This window comes from Hungatella hominis (assembly GCF_014288005.1).
Classification (GTDB): Bacteria; Bacillota; Clostridia; order Lachnospirales; family Lachnospiraceae; genus Hungatella; species Hungatella effluvii.
The window spans coordinates 147370-173155 of the sequence record NZ_JACOPB010000012.1 but is presented as its reverse complement, the minus strand read 5'-3'; the positions used below and the strand labels follow the sequence as shown (position 1 = coordinate 173155).

Here is a 25786-nt window from a genome sequence, read left to right as displayed (position 1 = left end):
TAAGCCGGACTCGTGCGCCGGAGCGCGGTCGCCTCTGCGGCCATATTTCCTTAGCGCGGAGCGCGCATCCCCCCGGAGGGTTTTGTTTCACAGGCGAATTTCCTATGAAACAATAAGACACCGGATTTTGCTTCCCCGGTGTCTTATTGTCTTCTATTCGCTGTATTTTATTTATATTTTTAATCCGTGCGTCTCACTTTGTATCGTTACCACAGGCGTTACCCTGACAGTTAACTCAGTCCAGGCTGCCTCACGGCACACAGGAGGTTCCACTTAGTGCTGCTGCATTCCTGCCCTGACACGGTTCATGAATTCCTGTTGCGTAAGACCCAAACGTCATCGCCACTTATCAGGGGCAGCCCTGCAATAGACGATCCGAGGTGAGACATCACCCCTGCTAGAGCGGATTGCAGGTACAGGGCACCGCTATCTCCCCGGCTGCACGGAAACTTTATGACATGTGTTGGTCTGTATGCGAACTTTCCATATATATACATAATTAACGCACACGTATACATCTTTTCATGTATAGCCAATTTAGTATACATGGAATCCGGCTATTTGTCAAGGAGTCGTCTCTTCCTGTTTTTGTTTTTTTATGGCTGCTTTCTTTTCCCTGAGAGCCTTAAAAAAATCCTTCATAAGCCGCGAACACTCTTCCTCTAAAACGCCGTTCTCCATCTCAACCTGATGGTTAAAACCGTCCTCATGAAGCAAATCGAGCACAGAGCCGGCACACCCGGCCTTCGGATTCATGCAGCCGATTACGATTTTGGGTATTCTGGCCTGAACGATTGCCCCGGCGCACATGGGACATGGTTCCAGGGTCACATACATGGTACAGTCTTCCAGCCGCCAGTCCCCCATCTTCTTACATGCTTTTTTTATGGCAATGATCTCCGCGTGAGACAGAACATTCTTATCAATCGTTCTCCGGTTATATCCCCTCGCAATAATCTTGTCCTCATAGACGATGACGCATCCGATGGGTACTTCTCCGATCGCCCCCGCTTTCCGGGCCTGTCCTATAGCAGCACGCATATATTTTTCATCAGCATTCATGCCGGTCCCTCTTTTCATTCCTTCCAAAAATATGGTATACTTACTTTTAAGTGCACTGATAACCAATGCAATGCATTTTAGTATATCACGAAAAGTACACCATGAAAATAAGGAAGCGAAAATTATGAAAATTTGCGGTCTGCAAAAAACAACTCTCCTGGATTTCCCCGGTCATGTCGCTGCCACCATATTTTTAGGCGGCTGCAACTTCCGCTGTCCTTTCTGCCACAACAGCGGACTCCTGGGAAATGATGCCGAAGAAGCCATGAGTGAGGCTTCTCTCTTCACCTTCCTGAAGCGGCGTACATCTGTCTTAGAGGGGGTCTGCATCACGGGCGGAGAGCCAACACTCTCCGACGATCTGGAAGATTTTATCCGCAGGATCAGGCAGATGGGTTACTTAATCAAACTGGATACCAACGGCTATAAGCCCGCCGCCTTAAAGGATCTCGCCGGGAAAGGGCTTCTCGATTATATCGCAATGGATATCAAGGCCGGCCGGGAAAATTACCCGCGCGTGGCAGGCATTCCCGGCATTCAGATGGAAAAAATAGAGGAAAGTGCGGCATTTCTGATAAATGGCTTCATCCCGTATGAGTTCCGCACCACCGTCGTGAAGGAACTTCATGACAGCCAGGATTTTCTGGATATCGGACGGTGGCTTGAGGGCTGCCGGCACTACTACCTCCAAAACTATGTGGACTCCGGTGAAGTCCTTTGTTCCGGCTTCAGTTCGTGTACCAAGGAAGAGCTTCTGGCTTTTGCAGAAATTCTCCATCCATATATGGCTGACGTTTCTCTGCGCGGAATCGATTATTGACAGATGGCTGACGGTATCAGCTTCCAATCTTGACATCGGTATACCAGTATCCGAAACGTCCGTCTTCTATTGGCTGATTCTTTGACAGAACAAAATTGGGGAAACCAAACATCGATGCCATATACCGCTCATTACTGTAATAATGCCCCGGGACCCCCAGCAGATAGCGTGGAGTCCCCTCCGGGTTAAACAGTTTTGCCAAAATTAAGTAGCGGTAATTATAATATCCGTGAAGCAGGAAACTGTTATTTCCGTATACCCATATCTCTCTGGGCAGAAGGCCGATATCCTGCGGCTTAATAGTCAGGATTTCACAGCCCTTTTCATAGTCAAAATCCAGGATTTTTGTGTGATCCCGTCTCAAATTCTCCCATACCCGTTCGCTGGAATCTTCGTCCTCTTCCTCAGTCTTTAACAACCGTTCCAGTTCCATTGGATTGCCCGGAACAGGCTGAGGTTTCTGAGCCTTTTGGAGCTCCGGTGCCTTGGGTTCTTCATCCACCGTATGCGCCAGCCCGGCTCCCGATACTTCATCCGTTCTGTGGGATTCTACATTTTCCGGTATTGTTTCCGGCGATGGTTTTGATGTTGTTAACGGCGATGGTTTTGATGCTGAGAACGCTGCTGATTTTGATGTATAACTATCCGGATTTTCACCTCTTACTGCGGCCGGTTCTTCGGGCTCTCCTGATTCCTGTATAGGTTCCGCCATACAAGATTTCGCTGTGTAATTTTCTGAGGCGCTCATTTTGAGAGAATCATGTGTGTCTCCCGCCTGGCGCATATCAGAACTGTACCACATACTTTCTACCGGACGATTAACCGGATATCCGCGCATTCCTTTTGGCGCGGCGGCTTCTGAAGAGCTTTGAACAGCGTCTTTTGAGGTCATTTCCGAAATGTCATCGTTTCCGTCTGTCGAATACGTTTCTGATATTTCCTGCATGGATTCCTCTGTATGGGAACTGGAAATATTCTGCGTACCGGTCATTGTGCCGGAGATAACAGAATTTTGTGTATTCTCCATGGCATATGCGCCTGGGATGCCGTATATGTCGCTTGCAGAATGGATTCCGGACGTTTCGTATGTGTCCTGACCGCCATACATGTCTGGGCCTTGCTGCGCATATTCCGATGCGTACTGTGATGTATATCCCGATATCTGATCCGGGCCATTTTCCGGTACTGCCATCTCTGCTTCCCGAAGTTCTGGCGCATATACTTCTGATTTTATTGACTCCGGCGCGCTCAGCTCTGGTTCATTCATCCTCATTTCTTCGGCTAAACGCTCTGAATTTTCCATTTTTTCAAGCTGCTGCGGGTACGACCCGCTTTCCGGTCTGGAGACAAAGGAACCTGATGTATCGGCCCGGTAGCAGATCGTCTCTCCCTGGATATCTTCCAGAAATTCACTCCGGGTTCCGGTCTCTTCCACATTATACAGCATCTCTTCCGGATCAGTATCACACTGCCCTTCAGCCATAAACGGAGCCTGATTTTTTTCTTCTATATAATAAGATTCCTCCGTATCCGACTCCATGATACCTGTGTGAAGTGTGGTAACCGTCTCGATATCCGGCATCAGTTCAGCGGCATATTCTACAGCCGGGATACCGGAGAAACTGGTGTAGCTGCGCGCAGAATTACCCTGTTTTCGATAAGATCCCTCATCCGCGTGTGCCATTTTCATGGGTTCCTGCTGCTGTCGATACGGTTCCCGAATTGGAGTATCCTTATCTGCAGCCGGTTCCTCCGTGCTGTGAAGATCACTCACCGGCTCTTCCACCGGCACCATTTCCGGCTTCGCCGGCTCATTCATGGATTCTATGTAAGAAGCTTTTGCTCTGGACCATTCCATCCTGGCTTCCTGCTGCCTGATCCATGCTTCCGCCGTCTGCTCCGTCGTATCTGCGGACTGTTCCACCTGTTTTCTGATGCTCTCCGCAAATGCTTTCGACTGCTCTCTGGCGCTCTCTGTAAATGCCTTTAACTGCTCCCGGGACATTTTATCCTGCTTCTCAATTTCCTTTGTTTCCTGGACAGCTTCTACCGGGAACTCTTCCTCAATTTCCTTCATTGCCTTTTTAATCTGCGCTTCCTGCGCCGTTTCTTCTCTTTCCTTTTTCTCGGGAAGCGTGTTGGAAAGTTCTACTTCAGCGGCGTGGGCCACCGCGTCCTCCCAGATCGTCGTGTAAGAGCGCCACGTATTTTCCACATCATGGACCGTCAGACCGTAACACTGATCCATGGGAATTCCGGAGTGTTCCACATCGCTTACCGAAACGACCGTACGGAATTCCCCGGAACCTCCGCGGATAAAAATATTTCCCAGCAAGATTTCCTTTTCACCGGCCAGCAGATAGACGCCGATATCATTGCCGCCCACATAAACCTTCTTAACATTCACCGTAATCTTACACTGGCTGCCCCGCGTTTCTATTTTCGCGAACCCAATGTTTTTTCCTTTGATTCCGCCTTCATAGGCATAGATATATGAGATTAGTCTCCGATAATTGGACATGATATCACCCCTTTTATAAATATTTTATGCAATTAGCCATTGAAACTATGCCATAAAAATGTTATCCTAATGCTATAAATGAAATAAAATTTTTTTTCAAGAACATGGAGGGCTATAAAAATGAGACTTTACCGCGCAAAGGATTACAATGACATGAGCCGCAAAGCGGCACACATTATTTCCGCTCAGGTTACCATGAAACCAGACTGCGTACTGGGACTCGCTACCGGATCCACACCGATCGGGACCTACAAGCAGTTGATCGAATGGTACAACAACGGTGATCTGGATTTTGCTGAAGTAAAGACTGCCAATCTGGACGAATATAAGGGACTGACAAGAGATAACGATCAGAGCTACTACTATTTCATGCACGAGAATCTGTTCAAACATGTCAACATCAAGGAAGAGAACACCAACATCCCTGATGGTACAGAGCCTGACGCCGCAAAAGAGTGTGCGCGTTACGAAAAAGTAGTCCATGAGTTAGGCGGCGTAGACCTCCAGCTTTTAGGCCTCGGCCATAATGGCCATATTGGTTTTAACGAGCCGGCCGACGAATATCCGAAGGAAACTCATATCGTAGACTTACAGGAAAGCACCATCGAAGCAAATAAGCGCTTCTTCGCCTCCATTGACGACGTTCCGCGCCAGGCTTATACCATGGGTATCGGAACCATCATGAGCGCGAAAAAAATACTGCTGGTAGTAAGCGGCGAGGACAAGGCTGCCATCTTACGTGAAGTCATCTGCGGACCAGTGACTCCTCGCGTTCCAGCTTCCATCTTACAGCTGCATCCGGACGTAACAATCGTAGCTGATGATGCTGCCCTTGCAAAACTCGGTGACTGCTGCAAATAAAAACAGCGGTACTGTCTGAACGGTACATAAATGAAAAGCCCCTCTCGGTTTCATACCGGAGGAGCTTTTCATTTAATCCCATCATTACGTTTAATTCCCATTACGTGCGGCATTTACTGACATATACTCCATGGAATTTCGTCGTTTTTTGAGTCACAGAATACCTGCCAGAGTCTTATCTGTCATCGTTCTGACACCTCGGCGAATTATTATAACAAACCTAAGGTTGAAAGAACCGTTTAGAATTATGTAAATCATGTAAGGACATCATATTACAGTGCCCCGTACTTATCATATACCTCTCTTAAGGTTCTTCCTTCTAAAAGCTCTTTTCGCGATATGTTCTCCATAGCAGCCTTCTGTTTTGCCAAATCCAGAACATCTTCCTCAACCTCTTTTGGAATCACCACAACTCCATCAAAATCTGCAAAAATCAAATCACCTGGATTCACCAGAACATCACCACAGCGCACCGGAACATCATAATCCACCACCAACCCCCGTCCTTTACTGTCCAGCGGACGGATTCCCGCATAAAATACGGGAAATCCCATTTTTTTGATGCGGATGCAGTCGCGGATCTGGCTGTCACAGACACAGCCAACCGCCTTCCTCATCATAGCCGCTGTCGACATCAATTCCCCCCAGGGTGCGTTTGTCCCTCCGCTGTCTGTAGAGTGAACCGCTACATCATTCTCTCCCAAGCTGTCCATGGCTTCAATCTCTCTTCCATATGGATTATCCTGGACCACATAATCAGTCTCAAGCCACCGGAAAGTCCTGGCCCGCCCTACAAACACACAGCAAGTCTCGTCCAGCGGCCGCAGCCGCTGATGCATAGCCTGATGCCGGTATCCCAATTGATCCAGAATATCACACACTACCGGCACATATAAGTTATCCTTTATCCATTTATACTTTTCATGATCTGTCATTTCTGCATCTCCCTTTTCCTGTCACCTTAAGAATTCACGCTTTCGTACATTAGTGATCTTACCATTCCAACATCTCCAATGGTTTTAAAATCCGACACCTTTCTTCCATTCCACTCTGAACGCAGAAATATCGGAATACGTTCGGATTTTCTCCGTTCAGCTCCATGACATCATAATGGTGGGGCACAACATACTGCGGATTAACTGCCTGGGTAAGCAGAACGGCCTGTTCCGCTGTCAGATTCCCAAACTTTCCATTAATACAGGGCAAAAGAACATCTGCATGAGGACATGCTCTCAGCAGCAAATCGCAGAATGAAGTGTCTGAGGTATGATAGACGCTTTTCCCATTTTCAAATCGAATTCGGTATCCAGTTGTATCGAGAACGCCTTCATCAGTACCCAGTGCAAAAACGCCTTGTATATCAATCCCGCTTACAGCTAATCCATCCCCCTGATCCACGATTCGGATCTGCTGCGGGTTAATTCCTAAAATCTCCAGTTTTTTAGCGGCATGACGCGGCGCCACGAATATAGTCTCCTCTTTATGGGAATAGGCCCGGATTGTAGCCGGATCCAAATGATCCAGGTGGTCGTGTGTCACAATATAGATATCCGCTTTTAAATCATAAGGCGATACCGGCGCCGGATAAGTTCTGGTAAATAATGGAGAATCCTCCCCGACGCAGTCACTTAAATATGGGTCAATGACCACGGATACTCCTCCGCTTTTTAAATAGAATCCGGATTGACCAAGAAACCATAAGGCGGATTTTTCGACAGACTCATATTCCTGCCAAACCATTATTCTCCCCCCTTTACCATTCATAAATCCGATATTTTTCGATGGCCTTTTCATTCACTGTGATTCCGAGCCCCGGCCCCTGCGGGACATCCATCATACCATTTTCATCCATCTGTACCGGATTATCAATAATTTCCCGAAGCATGGGACTGGAACTCACATTATATTCCAAAAACAGACTCCTTGGGAGCACCGCATTGACATGGAGACTCGCCGCAGTCAGCAAGTCCGTAAGCCATGCGTGGGGACAAACATCAATTCCCGCTGCTTCTGCCTCCCATATAATCTTTCTGATCTGGGTAAAACCTCCACATCGTGAAATGTCGGGCTGCGCAACATCTATCTTCCCTTCCTGAATGAGTCTTCTGAATCCCCAGCCAGTTGCTTCCTGCTCCCCTGCGGCCAGTCTCGTCTTCACCCCTGCCTCTTTCACCTTTCGATAGCCTTCATAGTTCTCCGGATGCAGAAAGTCCTCCAGCCAGTAAATGCGATACGGCTCCAGTCTCCGCAGCAGCTCCACCGCATCATAAGCACTGCGGCTGGTCTTCCAGCCTGCATCCACCAACAGCTCCACACGGTCTCCCACGGCTTCTCTTGCCGCCTTCACAAGCTCTATATCACGGCTGACATCCTGACCAAAAACTCCCCAGCCAAATTTAATTGCGGTAAAGCCCTTTGACATATAGTAATCGCAGGCTCTCTTTATATCAGCCGGTGTTGGCCGGAATAAAGTAGACGCATACGCTCTCACCTGCTTTCTGTAACCGCCTCCCAACAGCTGATATACCGGTCTTCCCACTGCCTTTCCCATGATATCATAACAGGCAATATCGACCCCTGACATTACCTGGATGGCTACGCCGCGCCGGCCATAGTAGGCGGTCCCCAGGTAAAGCTTATTCCATATCTTCTCCATCTCAAAGGGATCTTCTCCTATAAGCATTTCCCGAATTCCTTCCATCATATCGGACCCCGTCCTCGGCGCGCCGATCAGGGAACTGGCCACATGAGGAGCCGTCTCCACATCAGACCAGCCGGTTATTCCCTCATCCGTACTGATCTTTATCAGAAAACAGTATGCGACACCGGTTGCTTCCTCGCTTCCTGCCGGATTCAAGTATTTATCCGGAGATTCCAGTATGATGCCTTCCACATCTGTAATCTTCACAAGCTACCTCCTCACGTAAATGTCAACGTCACCTTAAGCGCTTCATCTTTTCCCTTTTCCGCCAGTTCGAAAGCCTTTTCCCAATTATCAAATGGAATTCGATGTGTAATCATGTCCTTTAGTCCCAGCTCCCGCTTATCCAGCAGTTCCAGCGCCCTGTCCAGATAATTCTCATCGTTGCAGGAGCCGCATAAATTCAGCTCCTTGACATGAACCCGGAACAGATCAATTGCCGGCATTGGCATAACTGCGGAAAATACGGATAATGTTCCTCTCGCCTTCAAACAGGTGATAGCCGTGTTTACAGCCTGTCCGGTTCCCACACAGAGTACCGCGCTATCTACACCTTCGCCATTTGTCAACTGATATACTTTTTCTGATACGTCTGCCGTTTCACGTTCATGAATCGTCTCTGCATTTCCAGCCATAGCCAAACGGAATGAATGACGCCCTGTAAGAATGACTCTGCCCGGATTGTATACCCTCAACAGTCTCGTCATAATAATTCCGAAAGGTCCGTCGCCAATAATCAGTACAGTCCCGTCCTTTTTTACATTTGCCCGTTCCAATGCTTCGATACATACGCTGACCGGCTCCATCAGGCTTGCCACATCATAGTCCATAGTATTGGGAATCTTCCTTGCGCGGTCGGCTCTGATACAAAAATATTCTGCAAAAACTCCTTCCAGATTGATTCCCAGATGCTTCATATTGCCACACAGATGCGGCAGCCCTCTTAAGCAGTTTGAACAGGTGCCGCAAGGCATAACCGGATGAGCCGCTATGCGGTCACCTATATTAAATCCAGTTACGTTCTTTCCGACTGCCACCACCACCCCGGCGCCCTCGTGTCCCATAATCATTGGAAAACGAATTCCAAAGGAATTGTGTTTGATATCGTTTAAATCAGATGTACAGATCGTCGCCGCCTCTGTTTTAACCAGTAATTCGTCCGGGTCAGGCTGGCGAACCGAACATTCTTTTTGTGCCAGCCGTCCTTGTGCTTCCAGAACAAGCGCTTTCATCCCATTCCCCCCTTATTTGATTCCCAAAATCTCCAGGGAATCCCTGTTTATAATTGATTCAATCAATTGTTCTGATACCGGAGGCAGCCCGGTTCCCTTAACGATAGTATTAACACCTCGAAATCCCCGGATCGAATCCCCTGTCGTCGTTGCGGGGAAATCAGAACCGAAAAAGACCTTATTTCCGGCACCATATTCTTCTACCAGCCGCATTGCGTTATAAAACTGCCACGGCCTGTAATACAACGCTGAAACATCCGCAAATAAATTTGGTTGATGCCGAATGGCGGCAATGCATTCTCCCACCCATGGATGGCCAAGATGCGCCATCACTATCTTAAGATCAGGAAAGTCGCATGCCACCTGGTCCATCAAAACAGGATTCCCATAAGAAAGCGGTACTCCAGAGGAAAATGTCGTTGCCATGTGGGTCATAATGGGAAGATGATGCTTTTCACAATATTCATAGATCTTGTAATACTCCGGAGCATGCGGGTGCAGCCCCTGATAAACCGGGCCGATCTTAACCCCTCTGCAGTGATACTTCTCATAGTCCTCTTCCAGCATCCGCATGAAATCAGTCTCTGTCGGATCAATCGATGTAAAAAACAGATACTTTTCAGGATTCTTCGAAACAAATTCGGCTGCTGCTCGATTATCCGCGCGCCAGCCCGTCTTTTTTCCCCTCAATCCAAATACCACAACACGGTCTGCCTCCTCGGTTCCCTTTAAATACTCTTCTTCTGAGTAATTCCAGGACTCCCGCGGAATGTTACACCTATCCAAGTCGCTGAAAAATGGTTCCATAAAGTCATCCGGGTACCGCACATAGTGCGTATGTAAATCTACAATCATCTGTTTTCCGCCTTTCCACTTAAAAATAATTTATGGAAGTACCTGAAAGCCTTTCACAAAGCCTCTGGTCCTCATCGGTACAAATGCCTCCGCATGGCTGCAGCCGCACTGACGCCCTCGAAAACCAGAGATTTTTCCAGCCCATTCCTTGATTCCATAGTCATTTCCAAATGCCGATTTAAATGCCTCATCCTGACTCCGATGAAGCTTTGCAAGTCGCATTTTCTCCGCCATCACGTCATCAATATCCACCCAGTGACTCGGCTCAAACTCAAAGCCGTCCGCCGGTTCCACTAAGAATACAGCCGGAAATCCTTCCACAGGCGGCGCAGCCGTCTTAATCATAGGAAATGCCATCTGCATTGCACACTGCCGCACAAGCCGGTTCACTCTCATATGATCCAAATTGTAATCGACCAAATAATGTGTAAAAATCACGTCCGCCTTTGTCCTCCGAAGGGCATCGATTAAAGCCAGCCTGACCTCTTTTCCGTCAAATAAGAATTCATCCTCAAAGCCCAGGCACTGGTAACTCCCTCCTGCCTCATTTGCCAGTGCCTCCATCTCCTTTTTACGGCACTCCGAGGCCTCCTTACTGCTCATCTCCGGGTGTTTAACCATCCCCATTTCGCCTCCGGTAAGACAGATAAAGTGCAGTCTGTCCCCTCTGGCCTTCATTTTCAGCATAGTTCCCAGACACATCAGCTCATCATCCTGATGCGCCATAACAGAAACAACATTCATCACATTCTCCTCTTTTCTATCCTTTTACACTTCCCGCCATGACCCCCTTGATAAAGGATTTCTGCATCATCAAAAATAGCAGAATCATCGGAAGACAGGTCAGAAGCGCCCCTGCAAATACAAGATCAAAATTACCAATTCTTGACTGGGCGAATACATAAAGCCTTTGCTGCAGCGTCTGCCTTACCGGATTATTAATCACAATCAGAGGAACCTGAAGATCATTCCACACATAGACCCCTCGCAGAACGAGCACAATTCCCGTAACAGTCTTGAGCAGCGGCATATACACATATGCATAAACCTGAAAATAGCTGCATCCGTCAATTCGTGCTGATTCCATCAGTTCTTTGGGCAGAGACCTCATGAACCCGGTATATAAAAATACAATAAACGGCATAAACATGGCTGAATATATCAGAGCCAGTCCCAAAAAATTATCAGAAAGATGAAGTGTCCTCAAAAGTGTTACAAGCGGTACCATAGCCGCCTGAAACGGCAGTGCAATCAGAGCGACAAACAGCACATAAAGCCGGTTAAAGAACTTATGGTCCGCAATATAGATCCCGTAGGCCGTCATAGACCCTAACAGGATAAAAATCAGACACGATATCGCAAGCACTGCGAAGCTGTTAAAAAAAGCGGCCGGATAATTCATTTTAGAAAAAGCCGAGATGATATTATCCAGTGTAAAAATATCCAGATTGATGGTGAATGGCTGCAGTGAAATATAGGAACGCTCCTTAAATGCATTATTCACAACATACCAGAACGGCAGAAGGTAAAAGATCATAATGGCCATCATAATTCCATTGGTAACTGCCGCCTTCAATCGCCGTTTTCCCCTGACGCTTAAGTTCATCTTTCAACCTCCTTTCGTTCAGTCAGACGGCTTTCTGTTCAGAACAAACAATTCTGCTACCGCAAATACCACCGTGATTAAAGTCAGCATAACGGCCATCGCCATCGCCTTCCCCTGTGACATTGCCTTAAACGCATACTGGTATGACATCAGCGCCATGGTCTGTGATGCATATCCCGGCCCTCCCTGTGTCAGAACGTACGGCAGATCAAACAAGGTCAGAATTGCAATTGTAGACACGATGATATTGATGGTCACAGACTGCACAATCAGAGGCAGAGTGATTCTCCAAAGTTTCTGCCACCAGTTGATTCCATCCACAGCCGCCGCTTCGTAAAGTTCCTCGGGGACCGTAGAAAGGCCCCCAAGATAGATTAAAACATAGAATCCTACGGCAAACCACACAATCGCCGCGCTCAGCGCCGGCATTACCGTCTGCTTCTGCCCCAGCCAGTCCTGAATCAGGTTTTCCATCCCCATCTTTTCCAGAAGGTACACAAGCGGCCCCGTAGCCGGATTATAAATCGTTCTCCATATAAACCCCACGACTACCATGGAGACAATATTGGGAAGAAACAGGACCACTTTATAGAAATTAGCCGCCCTCCCAATATCATAAATAATCACAGCAAAAAGGATGGCCATAATATTTAAAACCGGTACATACAAAATAATTAAATAGAATGTATTGGAAAAGAGTGTCTTAAACTCCGAAGAAGCAATTACATTCCGGTAATTCTCCAGTCCCATCAAGTGGTACTCCTCTGACACTCCATTCCAGTCAGTAAAACTGTACTTAAACGAAAGAATAATCGGATATACCAAAAATACAGTAACTAACAGGACTGCCGGCAGAACGAACAGCGCCGCATTGATATATTTACTGTCCCATCCGCTCCATCGTTTCTGTTTACCGTTGTCTCTTTTTTTCAAAGCCGGCATCCTCCTCTCGCTAAAATCTGTGTTTTATTTCGCTGTATACAAATCCTGTAAAATCTTGGCGGCCTCCTCCGGTGATATCTCATCTGTCGCCACCTGTTGAAAGGTCTGCGGAAGACGTGCATAAACGGATGGCGGCAAAATTTCAAACCAGTAAGCCCCTGTTACTTCAATCTCCATAAGCCTGTCCACATATTCCTTTACCTCGTCCGTCATTTTCACCTTGTCCTGGTTATATTCAATCAGAGACGGGATACTGCCTCTTGACTGCTGGTACGTATAAAAACCCTCTTCATTTGCAATATAATTGACGAATTTAATAGCAGCCTCTTTATTCGGCCCGTCAGCGACTGCAAATCCTGTTTCCGTTCCAAGAACAACTGCCTGTTTCTGGCCTTCCATGTTCCACGGCGGCACCATCATCCCCACATCAAATGGGCTTTCCATGAAAGAACCTGCCATCCAGATCCCCTGAAAACACATAGCTGCTTTTTCCTGTTTAAAGGAATCGAGGAGAGTGGAAACCATCGCACTGACCGAACCGGTTAGCAGATATCCATTATCATTCAAAATCTTAACCCGTTCGAAAATCCTGGCCTGCTCAGGTGTATCAAACTGGAAGGTACCGGCTGCAATCTCTTTTATGTAGTCAGGATTTTGAGATGCCACTTCCACCGCATTTCCTGTGCTCCAGGCTGTATTGGATATAGCGCCATCCCCCATGGCAACCGCAAGCGGCGCGTATCCTTTATCCTTTAAGGTCTGGCAGACTTCAAGAAATTCATTCCAGTTCTCTGGTTCTTTCGTGATTCCGGCATCCTCAAAAATATTCTTGTTGTAATAAATCAGTGTCGAAGACAGGCCCCCTGCCACTCCAAACAATTTTCCGCTTTCCGAGGTAAAAACCGGTTTTAGACTTTCAACCATATTTTTTGCCGCATCAATCTCCGCCAGATCAATGATCAGGCCATTTTCTGCTAAATCTGCGCCAAACGAGCCTGCATTGATTGACATCACATCGGGAAGCGTGCCGGCCGCTGCCTTAGGCTGTAAATACTCCTCTACCTCACCGGGCATTGGCGTATATTCAACCTTAATTCCGTATTTCTGAGTAAAATCACTGGCAATCTGTTCCGCCGCATCTAACCAGTCATTCGACATCAAAGCAACAGTAATGGTCGTATCAGACTCCGGCGCCTCTTTTTTGCTCTCTGCTGCCGCCGTTGTTTTTTCGCTGCCTCCCTGATCACTACCTCCTTTCGTCTGCTGGCACCCAGTCATCATAACCATGGACAGGACTGCCGCTGCCGCCAACATCTTCACTATCTTGTAATTTCTCATAAAATCCTCCTTCTCCTGCGTAATTTCCAATGTTTCTGCAAAAATTGTGATCCGTTCTGTATACCTATATTTTATCTGGAATTAATTTCGTTTAACAGGTAAGAAAATTATAAAAAGGTTTAAATTCTTTTACAGTTTTATTCAATTCACCCCTTTATATTTACTCACAAAATATTTAATGTTACAATATAGTAAGTTATATAGGGCGAGGAGACATACTTTATGAAAAAATGGTACTTAAATCTTAGTATTACATACAAACTGCTTATAATATTTTACTTTTTCCTGGCATTATTATCCATGTCTTTTTACTACTATAATAACAGGATCGCCGCAGCCAACCTCTTGGAAAATGTTGGAAACGCTAATCTTTATCTTCTGGAACAAATTAACTCTAATGTCCTGTTTCTGCGGCGCGAAATAGAAGACATGACGACACAGCTTATGATTCAGCCACAGGTTCAGGCATACATACAGCCCTATGACTCTGCCACAAGCGAAACTCAAAAAATGTATATTGACTCCAGTCTGAAAAACGCAGTCAATCTTATCACCTCCAAGGATTATGTGTCTTCGCTCTCCGTCTGCGGTTTTCAAAATAACTCCGTTCCATTTATTAGAAGTATTGACAGTCGTTTTTCCCTTCCTGATTATGAAGAACTGTTCCATACAGAATTTTTTCAGGCTGCAAAAGCTGCCAAAGGGAAACCGGTATGGCTGGAAAACTCAGATGAAACCTACCTTTTTGCAGCTAATAACAAATATAATCGAATTTTTATGATTCGGATGATAAGAGAATACAATACCTACGAAAATCTGGGTTTGATCGTGGTAGGTATCAGTGAACCTGCACTGCGTCGAGAATACACCCGGGGAATTGATATGGACGAGGGCGGTATCGCCATATTCAATATGGCAGGAAGCCTCATATCAGGAACTGGTAACAACAATTTATCGCAACTTCCTCATAATAAACTGTTGCAGTACCAAGCGGAGAAAAAAGGAGTGGAAATCTACGAATCATCGAAAAACACGCTTCTTTTAAGCCATATAACAGATGAGAAAACAGGATGGACCTATCTCTATGGAGTACCAACAGCTTTGCTTACAAAAAGCATTCATAATTCTGCCAATTACCTCATTCCGTTCTGCTTCACAGCACTTTTACTCTCCTTACCTCTGGTACTGTTTGCATCTCTCCTGATCATACGGCCCATACGAAAACTACTGTCCGCTATGCATTCGTTTGAAAACGGTAATTTTGACTCTTCCATATCCTTTCATTACAAGGATGAGATCGGCCAACTCGGCAATGGATACAACGAGATGGTAAAAAGTCTGGCAGAGTTGATCGACAGAGTTTATGTCCTTCAAATCAAAGAACAGGAAGCAGAGTTAAATGCTCTGCAGAGCCAAATTAATCCTCATTTTCTCTATAATACTCTGGATTCCATCTACTGGAAAACACTTGCAAAAGGGGAAACTGAAATTGCTGAGATGGTATGGACCCTTTCCAATCTGTTCAGAACCAGCTTAAGTAAAGGAAACCGGTATGTAACCGTATTTCACGAGTTTCAGTTTCTTGAACAGTATTTAAGACTGCAGCAGTTAAGATATGGCAGTAAGATTGCGTATCAGATTGACTTGGCAGAAAATGCAAAGACTCTTTTTATTCCGAAACTCATCCTCCAGCCTATCGTCGAAAACGCGATTTACCACGGCCTGGAGCCAAAAGGTGAACAGGGTCAGGTAATAGTTTCCGGTTTCTTACAAGCGGACAAACTGCATTTTCGGATCAGTGACAATGGGGTAGGAATGGATGCGGAAGTTCTCACAGCCCTCCGAGGCGGAACAAATCAATCCACAACAATGGGAGGCTATGCCCTGCACAATGTAAGGGATCGTCTTCGCATCATCTATCGGAACAATTTTACCATGACAATAACCAGCAATAAGGGTATGGGGACCACTGTCACCCTGATTTTGCCCGCCTTACAGGAGGGAGAGTATGCTTAAACTATTAATAGCAGACGATGAAGCCGACACCAGCAATGCGATTCGGCGCACGATTCCCTGGAAAGAGTACGACATCCTGCTCTGTTCAGAAGCCTCCAACGGAAAAGAAGCCATCGAAATCATTGAGGCTGAACACCCGGATATTGCTCTTCTGGATGTACGCATGCCTCTTTTAGACGGATTAGGGGTTGTAAAATATATTCATGATAAACAGTTAAACATTCGAATGATTATCCTGAGCGGATATGATGAATTTTCCTATGCCCAGACGGCGCTTAAGTATGGTGTTTCCGATTATCTGCTAAAGCCCTGCCGTATGGAGGATATTTTAAGCAGCATTAACAGGTGCAAGAAATTGTATCTCCAGGATCTGGAACATCAGAATCTTCTACGAGGAATTGGACAATCCTTTTTTGAAGATATTGGAGAACCGGCACCGGATCTACCTGCGTTTACAGACGCGCAATACCTCCAGTTTGAAACTCAAAAGAAGAGACTTCTGGAATTTATAGGTTCTGGAGATTCACAAAAATCCCAGGAGTTGTTGCAGGATATATTCCGATCGATCGAGGCATACCCCCGAAATAAAAATATTATCATCAATCATTTTCTTTCCTTGATGTTGGATGTTATGAAACTATGTAAGGACTGTTCGCTAACTATTCCCTCCGAATTGCATACACTGATCGACTACAAACAGATGGCTTGTTTCACAACACTTAAAGATCTGGAAAAGACCGCCGACACCGCGATATCTCAAATCACTGAAAGCATTCGCGCAAAATCTGAAAAAAGCGTTTCTGTCCGCGCTGCTGTTGACTATATTCACCAGCATTACAGTGAAACCATCGACTTAAATGTCCTGGCTAGACATATCCACATTACTCCCGCCTATCTGAGTCTGATTTTCAAAGTACAGACTGGCGTTAATTTTCTGGATTATTTGACGCAGTACAGAATCGAACAGGCCTGCCGTCTTTTGAAAGAAACAGATCTAAAAAATTATGAGATTGCTTATGAGACAGGATTTCGCGATGAAAAGTACTTTTCGACTGTATTCAAAAAAGCAAATGGGATGACTCCTTCGAAATATCGGAAAATATATTCTTGACTCTTCCTCTCTTCCATGGTATGCTGAAACAAATATTTCGAAAAAAGGAGGTGGACGCTATGCATTGCATCACAATCGAGGCTACAACATTATGGTCAAATATTGACAATGTCGCTGTCATTACGTATAAAAATGACGATTCCGTGTATCAGTGCGCCCATTTTTACGATAACAACAGCGTCTGCCCTTCAAATTCATCGATTCTCCGGCTGTCCTAACAACTGGTTTTCATGATGGTTTATTTACCCGAAGGCGTTTACGCTTTTGGGTATTTTTATGTGATGGAATCATGTTCCTGTCACAAAAAAATCTGCCCTTTTCGGAAAACGGGTTCTATTATTCCATTTTTAGAAAGGTAGTTTTATCATGAATAAATTTAGGACATTTCTTGCCGGACATGGCTGCGGGCCCCGCGCCATTGTCTCCACTATTTTGATGTGTACAAAACAAATTTTTGACGGCGGCATCCTGTGTATCACAGGCGGATACCTTGTTTCTGCCGTACAGTTTGTCATGCTTATTTTTATCTGGACCGCTTTGGACCGGGAAGGTGCCGATTTAGGCGGCATGGCGTTAAATCAACTGATAACATACACTCTGATGTCGACCGTATTGCATCAGGAATTAAATATTGTTTCACCGGCTACCGCCTCGCTGTGGGAAGGTTCTGTCATTGGACGGTTTACCAGGCCGGTTCCCGTTCCCATAAGCTTTATCGCTGAGACGATCGGGCGATGGTGGATTCCGAACTTTCTGTTTTTCGGCCTCCCTCTGCTGATTATCGCCCCGTTTCTGGGCGTAAATCCGGCGCCGGCGGATTTGACATCCGGAGCTTTAGCGCTCATCAGTCTGGCACTTTCAGCTTCTCTGGGATTTGCCATGGACTTATTATTTGCCGCCTTTGCCATGTTCCTGAAAAATGGCTGCTGGGTGGCAAACAATATACGAGAGGCGGCATTTTCCCTCCTGTCGGGGGAAATGATCCCCTTCGCCATGTTTCCCTGGGGACTGGATAAGGTCTTTTCCTTCCTCCCCTTTGGCTCCATCGCCCATGCGCCGCTCACGATCTATACCGGTACGGCCGCTGCTCCCTTACGTACCATCGGGCTGCAGCTCGTCTGGAATATCGTTCTGTGGATTGCTGCGGCCAGGGTGTTCAATAAAAGCAAAGAAAGGATGATCTCTTTTGGTGGATAATTTAAAAATACTTTTTCGCCTCTACAGGCAATACACAAAAATGGACCTTTTATGGTTCCTTCGGGACACTCGCTACTGTCTGCTTCAGATCGTTTCAGATACCATATGCGCTTGCTGCACCATCGCCGGCGTATTCCTGCTGTCCGAAAAATTCGGGGGCTTCGGCGGTATGAATCAGGCGGAGATCCTCTTTATGATGGGCTTCTCCACTCTCGTTGACGGAATTTATATGATGTTTTTTATTGGAAATAATACAGCCATGATAAGCCGTATTATCGGGCGAGGTCAACTGGATCACGTCATGATACAGCCAGTTCCCATATGGGCGGAGCTGCTGGCCCAGGGATTCTCCCCGCTTTCAGGAAGCAGCATGCTTATATGCGGGATTGGACTGACCACATATGCTGTCAGCCGGCTGCCCATATCCGTCACGATGCCATGGCTTATGCTGCTGCTTATTTATGCAGTAAGCGCTACAGCTCTGATTATCTCCTTTATGACCCTGCTGTCCTGCGCCGCATTTTACGCACCTGCAGCTGCCGAGGAGATCGCCCAGGTGGGCAAGGATTTATTTACATCTCTGAAGACTTATCCGTTAGGTACGATAAACCATTCAGTAAGACGGCTGTTCCTGACCGTACTCCCAGTGGGACTGGCGGCCTGGTTCCCATCGGCGCTGCTTTTAAAGGCAGGCTGCGGCGAATTTGACCTTCCCATGCTCCTGCAGGCATGTTATCTGCCGACAGCGGCGTTTGCATTGTCACTACTCACAATTTATGTATTTAAGAAAGGAATGAAATATTATGCAGTCAATGGTTCACCACGATACTCCGGCTTTGGTCATAGATAATGTTACAAAACAATACTCCCAATGGCAGAGAAGCGGTCACGCCCGGGATATCTTAAAAAATATGCTTCACCCACAGAAACGCATTATCACCGCTCTCGACCATCTTTCCTTTGAAGTGGCTCCGGGCGAGTTTGTCGCCTACGCCGGGGCCAACGGAGCCGGCAAGAGCACAACCATCAAGATTCTCTCCGGCATCTTGAGTCCTTCTGAGGGCACGGTATCCGTATCCGGTTTAAGCCCGGTCACTGACAGAATTGAGCTGATGCGCCATATCGGTGTACTGTTTGGACAGAGAACAGAGCTGTGGTGGGATCATCCCATCATTACCAGCTTTGAATGGAAAAAAGAGGTGTGGGGCATCCCGGAGGATATATATAAAAAGAACCTTTCCCTGGTGACAGAACTGCTCGACCTGGAAGACATCCTGCGCACCTTTGCCAGGGAACTTAGCCTGGGCCAGCGTATGCGGGCAGACATTGGAATGCTGCTGCTGCACGATCCTTCCGTCATATTTCTGGATGAGCCGACTCTCGGCCTCGACGTGCTGGCCAAACAGCAGATGATACATTTTTTAAAGGAAATTAACCGGGAATGCGGAACCACCATTGTCGTCACAAGCCATGACATGGATGATCTGGAGGAAATGGCGCAGCGGATTATTTTGCTCAACAAGGGGCAGATTGCATTTGACGGAAATTTTGACAAGCTCAGAAATACGGCCGGCGCCTGCTCACGCATTGTTGTCACCATGAAGAATCCAGGCTCTAAAAAGCAGTCTTTAACATCTGATAAAGCATTAACCGCTCCCACAATACCGGGGCTGCAGCTGCTTTCTTCCAATGAGGGCATATACGAATATGAGTTTAACCGCAGCCAGACGGGAATCCATGAGGTTCTGGGTAATCTTGCGGAATTTCAGGGAATCGAAGATGTGGAAATCAGAAGAGCTCCTATTGAGGATGTGATAGCAAGACTGTATTTAAGCTGGAAAAAATCGTAGAAAGCAGAGAATAAAAGAAGTAGTCCACCTCCTTTCTACATAGAATGGAGGTGGTGCGGGTGAAATTTGATTTTAAGGACTTAATGACTTTTGGACTGTTCATCCTGGCATTGCTGACGTTCGTTTTTACGTTCTGTCGATAGTGCTTATTTAAAGCATAGAAAAACCCCCCTCTACTTTGACAGGTCAGATGGTGGCATTTCTATGAATGTAACTTATTAACCGGGTCAACCACTTTGTGGGCGGTTGTTCCTTCTACATCTTTATTATAATCAATTTAAATCATGATTTCAAGCTTTTCCGAATCTCATTCTGGATTTTTCAGGCGGATTTTCAGCCATTTTTCTGAATCTTATTCTGAATTTCTCGTTCAGCACGTTACATTCAGTTCTTACCATTCACAATAAACGGAAGTCTTTCATAAATGAAGTTCCATTCTGCGGACTCTTCACCCCAAAGCAGGCGCATACTGACGCGCCTACATCCGAGAGCGTCTTTCTGGTGCCTGTTTCACGGCCGCTCATCCCCCTTTTATAAATGAGTAAAGGCACGCATTCCCTCGTATGACGGCTATGACCGATATCGGGATCATTGCCATGATCCGCCATGACCACCAGGATATCTTCTGCTGTCATTTCTTTCAGCACTGCGCCGATTCCCTGGTCTGCGATCTCAAGTATCTCCCGGTAAGCCGCCGAAGACTGTGAATGGCCTGCAAGATCAGTCTCCTGTACATTTGTACAGATAAAACCTTCTTCCATGTTCTTTACTGCCTGGACAGTAAGCCGCATCACCTCCCCTGTCGGCACACAGGAGATACTCACACCGCCGTCATTTGCCACAATATCTGCCACCTTACCGATAAGTGTGCAGTCAAATCCTGCGTTTGTCAGTATTGTAGGGGCCTGTACATTTTTATCCACTCCATAGCCCATATGCCTGCACTGATAGCCATGCTCATAGGATCTCGATTTTGCGGAGGCGATGCCGATATATTTTCCATACTTTATTTCTTCCGCATTCCACAAGTCATCCATTGTATTGCCAGTTCCGCCAAACACAATGACACGCCCCACGGTTACCACTTCACGGACCAGGCGGGCAATCTCCATTTCTTTATCAAACGACATAAAATCAAGCGGTGCAGTCACATTGTAACACATTCCCGGATCTGCCTCCAGATTGTCTGCCACAGTAGCATACTGATCGACCACCAGATATTTCAGTCCCTGCTTCTCGATCACGTGGACCTCATGACCGTTCTGTATCAAATGCCTTTTGACCTCTTCCGCCTTCTCCAAAAACGGATGAGCCTCCGGCTTTTTCGGCAGCGTTCCCATGATCTCCTGATGGCCCATAAATGTATCCGCGCCATAATGCATCAATTCGCACCGTCCGAAATTGGCGTCGGGGCTGAATTTCATATTCCTGCTTTCCCTTCCATATGCATTCATCAGCCCCATCCGTTCCAAAACCGGCAGCTTCATATCGGGACAGTCCTTTAAAATACTTTCCAGTGTATTGGCCGTTTCATCCCCCGGCCTCACGATATGGGCATCTCTCATGGCCCCTATTCCAAATCCATCCAGTACAATAACGATAAATCGCTTTCTCATTTTTCTCTGCCCGCGCTGTCATAGATTCCCTCAATCCTCGGCGCGCCCTTTCTAAGTCCGGTGACTAAAACGACGTCTGATCGGGTTACAAATATTTGATACCGGAATGCCATCACCACAGTTTGGCCGACAGGGCACTCTTTCGATAATCCAAAATGGTAATCAATGCTGTCATCCGAAGGCGGAATTACTTCCACGTGTCTTGCGCTTAGGAGATTTTCTCCCACTAACGCATTTTTCATATGGGAACGCCTGTAATGGCCGCCTCCAAAACAGTATCCGCGGCCTTCAAAATTATGTGATATTTCACTTATGTAAACCACGCATGGTTTCTCTGGCTGCTCATGAGCGGCATGCATGGGCGTCGTCCCGGAGAATCCGTGTCCCGGTTCGCCGCAATTCCCTCCGTCCTGCTTCATCCGTTCAATTGTCCGACAGCAGGTTGCAGATGGTGTATTGATGATACGGCAAATTATTCCCTGCGCCTCCAAAATGGCCGCCGCCTTTTTTACAGTCTGTAAATTAGCCGTAGGTATAATGTCATCCAGTTCTTCGTCATACAAGTAACAGGGAAAGGAAGTCACACCTGCGATTCTCACATGAGGGCTTGAACCAACGATACGGCTCACCAGTCCCTTCAAGGTATTCAGCTTAAAACCGGCAGTCTGGCCGGAATAGATCATATCTCCATCCCCATATACCCGCAAAAGAATCTCCTGGATTACCCCCAATTCCGACGCAGCCTGATCAATCTGCCGGATCTTCTCCTCAGAGTAGACCGTGATTACCTCCGGGCGGCAGGAGACAATCTGTCTCACTAAAGCCGTCGGTATCTGAACCAGATGTCCCACATTTCCGATAGGAATCCCATGCTCCATCATCACGGCAGCCTCTTTATAGTCAACTGCCACCGCGCCGGAGTATCCCAGGCGCATGAGTTCTCTGGCCAGATAGGGATTCCGTCCCAACTGTTTTAGCATAAAATAGAGTTTTACGTCATTTCGTTTGGAACACGCCAACATTTCGGCCGCATTTTGCAGAAAGGTATCCACATCGACGAGATAAGAATCCGGCGCTATTACTCCCTTTTGATGAAGGCTGAATGCCAGGCGTACCAGTTCGGAATTCCGTTTTACTGTTTGCTCCAGGAACATTTACACCACTCTTTCTACAGATTCTCTTATGATTCTCAAAATAGTGTCGGCTCCGGCTCTCATAGGATTAATACGTATCATCCGATGTTCCAGTTCCGGATCTGCCTTCCGAAACGTGCCGGATATCCGATAAAACATGGGTACCATCTCATATTTGGATTCCGCACCCACGGGATTGGGCGCAGCACCATATTTCTCAGCTTCCTCCAACACCTGTCCAGCGATATCTTCCCTGAACTCCACTAAAAGGACTTTAGACTGGGCGTTTGCCAGAAATGCCTGCTTTACCGCCGGTATTTCACCGCTGTTTAAGCGTCTGACACATTCCTCATTGACCTGCGCCTGAAGAGCCAGTGCTACCGGCGCATAAACCAGTCCATGCAGAACGTCGAGCGCTTCATGGCCCTGTACCTGCATACCGCCGGAATAGCTCTCTTTAACCAGCCTTTCAATCAATTCTTGTTTTCCAACGATTACGCCTACACCTTCAGGACCCAGCAGTTTAAATGCAGAAAAACAGGAAAGATCCGCTCCGCACTGTACACCAATCTCTTTTACCTTCATGGCCGCATAATTGTCGTCGGTCAGCACAGGGATGTTCGCAGTCTCTTTTATTACACGTACCACCTCATGCATATTGTAACGGTCTTCCGGCAGCTGTCTCGTATACTGAACCAGCGCTCCCCTGATATCCGGATTCTCTATCAGAACCCGGCGAAGCTCTTCCAGTTTATTAAAATCGGCTTCCACTGCGTCAATTCCCATCATTTCGAGAGAAGTCGCCGTAGTATTATAGACAGGCGCCCTGTGTACCAGGATACGGTCGCCAGACCTCATCATGGAATGGAGTCCAAAACGAATTGCGGCACTTCCCGCCCCCCGTACCAGAATACACGCCTCCGCGCCAAATACATTGGCAATCACCTTTTCGGCCTTCCAGGTAGTCACGGGTTTATTAAGGCCCATAACAACACCCAAATCTCCCCTTGTCAGCAATTCATGCCCCTCAAATACTTTTGTCATGCAGTCCACCACAAAAAATTGAAGCCTGACTGCTTCTTCCATGGACATGCTCTGTAACGGATATGTCTGCATCATTTCTCCTTTCTGCCTGTACTGCATTACGCTGATCGCAGATGCTATGTGACCTTAATTGTGCAATGCAGTATCCGGTTTCTCAATTACACATGACTTCTTTCGCAAGCCTTACAATTACCGGAACCACCGTTTTCGATATGGAAGGAGTAAATCCAAATGCTTTCTTTCCCGATTCCAGTGCCTTTCTAATGGCATTTTCATCCGCATCGGCTACTGTCATACACGTTCCATAGCCCAGAATGGCAATGGCCATCGCAAGCGCACCTCCGCCTCCAGTCATACATGCTCCCAGATATAAATCGGCCTTCCCGCCCTTTACATCCATAGCCGCAGCCACATCGTCCTTGATGACGACTTCACCTTCATCTCCCATGGCCGTGACTGCCAGTTCTTTTATCTCTTCTTTTCCCATCTGTCCGCCAATTACTATCTTCATGCTGACTGCTCCTTTCACGCGTCACTGTATAATATTAAACGCTGTACAAACCTACAACTGCCAGTACATTGACCAGAACTCCTACTGCGATTACGGCAATTGGCCCTACCGCCATCCGCACAATCGGTTTCTTAAAATACTCATTCATGACAAAGAAACCGCCGACTACCAAAAAGCCAAATCCAGGTGCCATGCCCTCCGCTGCCGACATGGAGCCCACCAGTATGGCCACCTCCAGTAACTTGGTCATCGCAACACGGATACTGTCAGCTGATTTTTTTATACTTGGAACCTTATCAAACAGTTTTGCAACTACTGCCAGAGACAATGCCTCCAGAGACATTACCACTGCACCAAATACCGCTGCCAGTACTCCATTCGGTGCCAAAAGACCTACTGTTGCTGTAAATCCAAATCCATCCGTCACGAAAGTACCTGTTGTCAGAGAAGTCAATGCCTTTAATGGAATAAAGGATAATGCTCTCGCGAAGCTGATGCTGACTGCTGAAGAAATATTTCCATCCTTTAACGCAACCAGAGACTGTGGACCTTCCATCAGGAGGTGCATATTGCAGGCAAGTCCATAGATTGCGCCCATAATGGCAATCCAGATAATGTTCTTTCTGATATTCTTTACACGATCTCCAAAAATAGAAGCCAGATTTCCTGTTGATTCGGATTTATCCCTTACTGCAAATACAATAATAAGAACAAGGCCGGTTAGCAGGGCAACACCATCAGCAATATCTCCTTTTCCTATAAATACCATGATCTGCCGAAGCAACACAGATACAACCAGCGATGCAAGACCCTTTTTCCAACCGTAATCCATAGTAATCACAACACATGGGAATGCAATAAACGCAGAAATAACCGGGCCTGAAATATTCTGCCATGCATCAAATACATTAACCGGCAGAGCCTGCATCATATTGACAAACCCCTGGAGACCTGCCAGCAGCAGCACTCCGTACAGACCGCCTACCAGAACGGAAAGACCCGCACCAATCAGACTCTCTTTGTCCAGATACCATTTTTCAATATTCTTTGCTGGGAAGAAAATGCCGATAACATCGGTTCCCAGCCATAGAGAATGGACAAGTATAATGGGTGACATAATAGAATACGGTATTCCAAATCCAATGACCAGACCGAAACTTAAGGCAAACGTCGTCGTTGCAAATTCCAGCCTTGTCATACGTCCCTCTCGGTATTCCGGAACAACCGGTCTTACCGCATCATTAAAAACCGCAATACCCCTGTTAGCTAAAAGTGCCCCAAAAGCGCCGGCTAAAAATATAACTATATAACGCATATTTTTCCCTCCTAAAATTTATAGTTTTCAAAACTCCCATATGTAAATGCATTTC

At 46.6% G+C, this 25786-nt stretch carries 23 protein-coding genes, 1 other RNA gene and 1 pseudogene; 8 read left to right on the top strand and 17 right to left on the bottom strand.

Annotation, left to right across the window (positions count from 1 at the left end; genetic code table 11):
- Positions 1 to 184 precede the first annotated feature (184 nt).
- Both ffs and tadA read right to left on the bottom strand, forming a co-directional pair.
- Positions 185 to 446: signal recognition particle sRNA large type (gene ffs, locus H8S75_RS22330), an RNA gene on the bottom strand.
- 118 nt (positions 447 to 564) lie between these two features.
- Positions 565 to 1053: pseudogene (gene tadA / locus H8S75_RS22325) on the bottom strand (tRNA adenosine(34) deaminase TadA); the annotation flags it as partial.
- Positions 1054 to 1186: 133 nt separating this feature from the next.
- On the opposite strand from tadA, the gene H8S75_RS22320 reads away from it, so the two are divergent.
- Complete coding sequence (locus H8S75_RS22320) at positions 1187 to 1882, top strand: anaerobic ribonucleoside-triphosphate reductase activating protein (RefSeq protein ID WP_187023433.1); 696 nt, start codon at positions 1187 to 1189, stop codon at positions 1880 to 1882.
- A 16-nt stretch (positions 1883 to 1898) separates the two neighbouring features.
- Here H8S75_RS22320 and H8S75_RS22315 read toward each other — a convergent pair whose 3' ends face one another.
- Positions 1899 to 4403 (bottom strand): DUF6128 domain-containing protein, encoded by a 2505-nt coding sequence (locus H8S75_RS22315; protein ID WP_187023432.1) that lies wholly within the window; start codon positions 4401 to 4403, stop codon positions 1899 to 1901.
- Between the two features lie 120 nt (positions 4404 to 4523).
- Here H8S75_RS22315 and nagB point away from each other — a divergent pair, with 120 nt between their 5' ends.
- Positions 4524 to 5264: a glucosamine-6-phosphate deaminase gene (gene nagB / locus H8S75_RS22310; protein WP_002605647.1), complete on the top strand. Its 741-nt coding sequence runs from the start codon at positions 4524 to 4526 to the stop codon at positions 5262 to 5264.
- 272 nt (positions 5265 to 5536) lie between these two features.
- Here nagB and H8S75_RS22305 read toward each other — a convergent pair whose 3' ends face one another.
- Genes H8S75_RS22305 through H8S75_RS22265 form a run of 9 tightly spaced genes read right to left on the bottom strand, consistent with a single transcriptional unit; the run spans position 5537 to position 13938 of the window.
- Complete coding sequence (locus tag H8S75_RS22305) at positions 5537 to 6199, bottom strand: RraA family protein (RefSeq protein ID WP_187023431.1); 663 nt, start codon at positions 6197 to 6199, stop codon at positions 5537 to 5539.
- A gap of 58 nt (positions 6200 to 6257) precedes the next feature.
- Positions 6258 to 7004, bottom strand: a complete 747-nt coding sequence (locus H8S75_RS22300; protein ID WP_187023430.1) for an MBL fold metallo-hydrolase — start codon at positions 7002 to 7004, stop codon at positions 6258 to 6260.
- A gap of 13 nt (positions 7005 to 7017) precedes the next feature.
- Positions 7018 to 8172: a mandelate racemase/muconate lactonizing enzyme family protein gene (locus H8S75_RS22295; RefSeq protein ID WP_187023429.1), complete on the bottom strand. Its 1155-nt coding sequence runs from the start codon at positions 8170 to 8172 to the stop codon at positions 7018 to 7020.
- Positions 8173 to 8183: 11 nt separating this feature from the next.
- A complete protein-coding gene (locus H8S75_RS22290; RefSeq protein ID WP_187023428.1) occupies positions 8184 to 9197 on the bottom strand; it encodes a zinc-dependent alcohol dehydrogenase in 1014 nt (337 codons plus the stop codon).
- 12 nt (positions 9198 to 9209) lie between these two features.
- Positions 9210 to 10052: an amidohydrolase family protein gene (locus H8S75_RS22285; RefSeq protein WP_187023427.1), complete on the bottom strand. Its 843-nt coding sequence runs from the start codon at positions 10050 to 10052 to the stop codon at positions 9210 to 9212.
- 30 nt (positions 10053 to 10082) lie between these two features.
- Positions 10083 to 10796, bottom strand: a complete 714-nt coding sequence (locus H8S75_RS22280; RefSeq protein WP_187023426.1) for a PIG-L deacetylase family protein — start codon at positions 10794 to 10796, stop codon at positions 10083 to 10085.
- A 16-nt stretch (positions 10797 to 10812) separates the two neighbouring features.
- Complete coding sequence (locus H8S75_RS22275; protein WP_187023425.1) at positions 10813 to 11658, bottom strand: carbohydrate ABC transporter permease; 846 nt, start codon at positions 11656 to 11658, stop codon at positions 10813 to 10815.
- Positions 11659 to 11676: 18 nt separating this feature from the next.
- Positions 11677 to 12591: a carbohydrate ABC transporter permease gene (locus H8S75_RS22270; RefSeq protein WP_187023424.1), complete on the bottom strand. Its 915-nt coding sequence runs from the start codon at positions 12589 to 12591 to the stop codon at positions 11677 to 11679.
- A gap of 33 nt (positions 12592 to 12624) precedes the next feature.
- Positions 12625 to 13938: an ABC transporter substrate-binding protein gene (locus H8S75_RS22265; RefSeq protein ID WP_187023423.1), complete on the bottom strand. Its 1314-nt coding sequence runs from the start codon at positions 13936 to 13938 to the stop codon at positions 12625 to 12627.
- A 222-nt stretch (positions 13939 to 14160) separates the two neighbouring features.
- Between H8S75_RS22265 and H8S75_RS22260 the strand changes: the two genes are divergently transcribed.
- The 6 genes from H8S75_RS22260 to H8S75_RS22235 all read left to right on the top strand — a co-directional run bounded on the left by H8S75_RS22260 (position 14161) and on the right by H8S75_RS22235 (position 20112).
- Entirely contained in the window at positions 14161 to 15954 is a 1794-nt protein-coding gene (locus H8S75_RS22260) for a sensor histidine kinase (RefSeq protein WP_187023422.1), read from the top strand.
- Positions 15947 to 17065, top strand: a complete 1119-nt coding sequence (locus tag H8S75_RS22255) for a response regulator transcription factor (protein ID WP_187023421.1) — start codon at positions 15947 to 15949, stop codon at positions 17063 to 17065. The genes H8S75_RS22260 and H8S75_RS22255 overlap by 8 nt, the downstream gene beginning before the upstream one ends.
- 59 nt (positions 17066 to 17124) lie before the next feature.
- Positions 17125 to 17283 carry a hypothetical protein gene (locus H8S75_RS22250; RefSeq protein ID WP_187023420.1) on the top strand — a complete coding sequence of 53 codons (159 nt, stop codon included), beginning with the start codon at positions 17125 to 17127 and terminating at the stop codon, positions 17281 to 17283.
- Between the two features lie 148 nt (positions 17284 to 17431).
- Positions 17432 to 18262 (top strand): ABC-2 family transporter protein, encoded by an 831-nt coding sequence (locus H8S75_RS22245; protein WP_187023419.1) that lies wholly within the window; start codon positions 17432 to 17434, stop codon positions 18260 to 18262.
- Positions 18263 to 18302: 40 nt separating this feature from the next.
- Positions 18303 to 19112, top strand: a complete 810-nt coding sequence (locus H8S75_RS22240) for an ABC-2 family transporter protein (protein WP_243270391.1) — start codon at positions 18303 to 18305, stop codon at positions 19110 to 19112.
- Positions 19066 to 20112 carry an ABC transporter ATP-binding protein gene (locus tag H8S75_RS22235; RefSeq protein WP_187023417.1) on the top strand — a complete coding sequence of 349 codons (1047 nt, stop codon included), beginning with the start codon at positions 19066 to 19068 and terminating at the stop codon, positions 20110 to 20112. Before H8S75_RS22240 ends, H8S75_RS22235 begins: the two co-directional genes overlap by 47 nt.
- 398 nt (positions 20113 to 20510) lie before the next feature.
- Here the strand turns inward: H8S75_RS22235 and H8S75_RS22230 are convergent, their stop codons facing one another.
- From H8S75_RS22230 to H8S75_RS22210, 5 genes are all read right to left on the bottom strand, one after another.
- Positions 20511 to 21728 (bottom strand): phosphopentomutase, encoded by a 1218-nt coding sequence (locus tag H8S75_RS22230; RefSeq protein WP_187023416.1) that lies wholly within the window; start codon positions 21726 to 21728, stop codon positions 20511 to 20513.
- Entirely contained in the window at positions 21725 to 22882 is a 1158-nt protein-coding gene (locus H8S75_RS22225; RefSeq protein WP_187023415.1) for a YhfX family PLP-dependent enzyme, read from the bottom strand. The genes H8S75_RS22230 and H8S75_RS22225 overlap by 4 nt, the downstream gene beginning before the upstream one ends.
- On the bottom strand, positions 22883 to 23980 hold the full coding sequence (locus H8S75_RS22220) for an aminotransferase class V-fold PLP-dependent enzyme (RefSeq protein ID WP_432764200.1): 1098 nt from the start codon (positions 23978 to 23980) through the stop codon (positions 22883 to 22885).
- A 79-nt stretch (positions 23981 to 24059) separates the two neighbouring features.
- Complete coding sequence (locus H8S75_RS22215) at positions 24060 to 24416, bottom strand: DUF2620 family protein (RefSeq protein ID WP_110326859.1); 357 nt, start codon at positions 24414 to 24416, stop codon at positions 24060 to 24062.
- Positions 24417 to 24450: 34 nt separating this feature from the next.
- A complete protein-coding gene (locus H8S75_RS22210; protein WP_110326857.1) occupies positions 24451 to 25731 on the bottom strand; it encodes a YhfT family protein in 1281 nt (426 codons plus the stop codon).
- Between the last annotated feature and the right edge of the window lie 55 nt (positions 25732 to 25786).

Coding starts and splice junctions, on each gene's coding strand:
- H8S75_RS22320 (WP_187023433.1), top strand. CDS start 1,187: ATGAAAATTTGCGGTCTGCAAAAAACAACTCTCCTGGATTTCCCCGGT.
- H8S75_RS22315 (WP_187023432.1), bottom strand. CDS start 4,403: ATGTCCAATTATCGGAGACTAATCTCATATATCTATGCCTATGAAGGC.
- nagB (WP_002605647.1), top strand. CDS start 4,524: ATGAGACTTTACCGCGCAAAGGATTACAATGACATGAGCCGCAAAGCG.
- H8S75_RS22305 (WP_187023431.1), bottom strand. CDS start 6,199: ATGACAGATCATGAAAAGTATAAATGGATAAAGGATAACTTATATGTG.
- H8S75_RS22300 (WP_187023430.1), bottom strand. CDS start 7,004: ATGGTTTGGCAGGAATATGAGTCTGTCGAAAAATCCGCCTTATGGTTT.
- H8S75_RS22290 (WP_187023428.1), bottom strand. CDS start 9,197: ATGAAAGCGCTTGTTCTGGAAGCACAAGGACGGCTGGCACAAAAAGAA.
- H8S75_RS22285 (WP_187023427.1), bottom strand. CDS start 10,052: ATGATTGTAGATTTACATACGCACTATGTGCGGTACCCGGATGACTTT.
- H8S75_RS22280 (WP_187023426.1), bottom strand. CDS start 10,796: ATGAATGTTGTTTCTGTTATGGCGCATCAGGATGATGAGCTGATGTGT.
- H8S75_RS22275 (WP_187023425.1), bottom strand. CDS start 11,658: ATGAACTTAAGCGTCAGGGGAAAACGGCGATTGAAGGCGGCAGTTACC.
- H8S75_RS22265 (WP_187023423.1), bottom strand. CDS start 13,938: ATGAGAAATTACAAGATAGTGAAGATGTTGGCGGCAGCGGCAGTCCTG.
- H8S75_RS22260 (WP_187023422.1), top strand. CDS start 14,161: ATGAAAAAATGGTACTTAAATCTTAGTATTACATACAAACTGCTTATA.
- H8S75_RS22255 (WP_187023421.1), top strand. CDS start 15,947: ATGCTTAAACTATTAATAGCAGACGATGAAGCCGACACCAGCAATGCG.
- H8S75_RS22250 (WP_187023420.1), top strand. CDS start 17,125: ATGCATTGCATCACAATCGAGGCTACAACATTATGGTCAAATATTGAC.
- H8S75_RS22245 (WP_187023419.1), top strand. CDS start 17,432: ATGAATAAATTTAGGACATTTCTTGCCGGACATGGCTGCGGGCCCCGC.
- H8S75_RS22240 (WP_243270391.1), top strand. CDS start 18,303: ATGGACCTTTTATGGTTCCTTCGGGACACTCGCTACTGTCTGCTTCAG.
- H8S75_RS22235 (WP_187023417.1), top strand. CDS start 19,066: ATGCAGTCAATGGTTCACCACGATACTCCGGCTTTGGTCATAGATAAT.
- H8S75_RS22230 (WP_187023416.1), bottom strand. CDS start 21,728: ATGAGAAAGCGATTTATCGTTATTGTACTGGATGGATTTGGAATAGGG.
- H8S75_RS22225 (WP_187023415.1), bottom strand. CDS start 22,882: ATGTTCCTGGAGCAAACAGTAAAACGGAATTCCGAACTGGTACGCCTG.
- H8S75_RS22220 (WP_432764200.1), bottom strand. CDS start 23,980: ATGATGCAGACATATCCGTTACAGAGCATGTCCATGGAAGAAGCAGTC.
- H8S75_RS22215 (WP_110326859.1), bottom strand. CDS start 24,416: ATGAAGATAGTAATTGGCGGACAGATGGGAAAAGAAGAGATAAAAGAA.
- H8S75_RS22210 (WP_110326857.1), bottom strand. CDS start 25,731: ATGCGTTATATAGTTATATTTTTAGCCGGCGCTTTTGGGGCACTTTTA.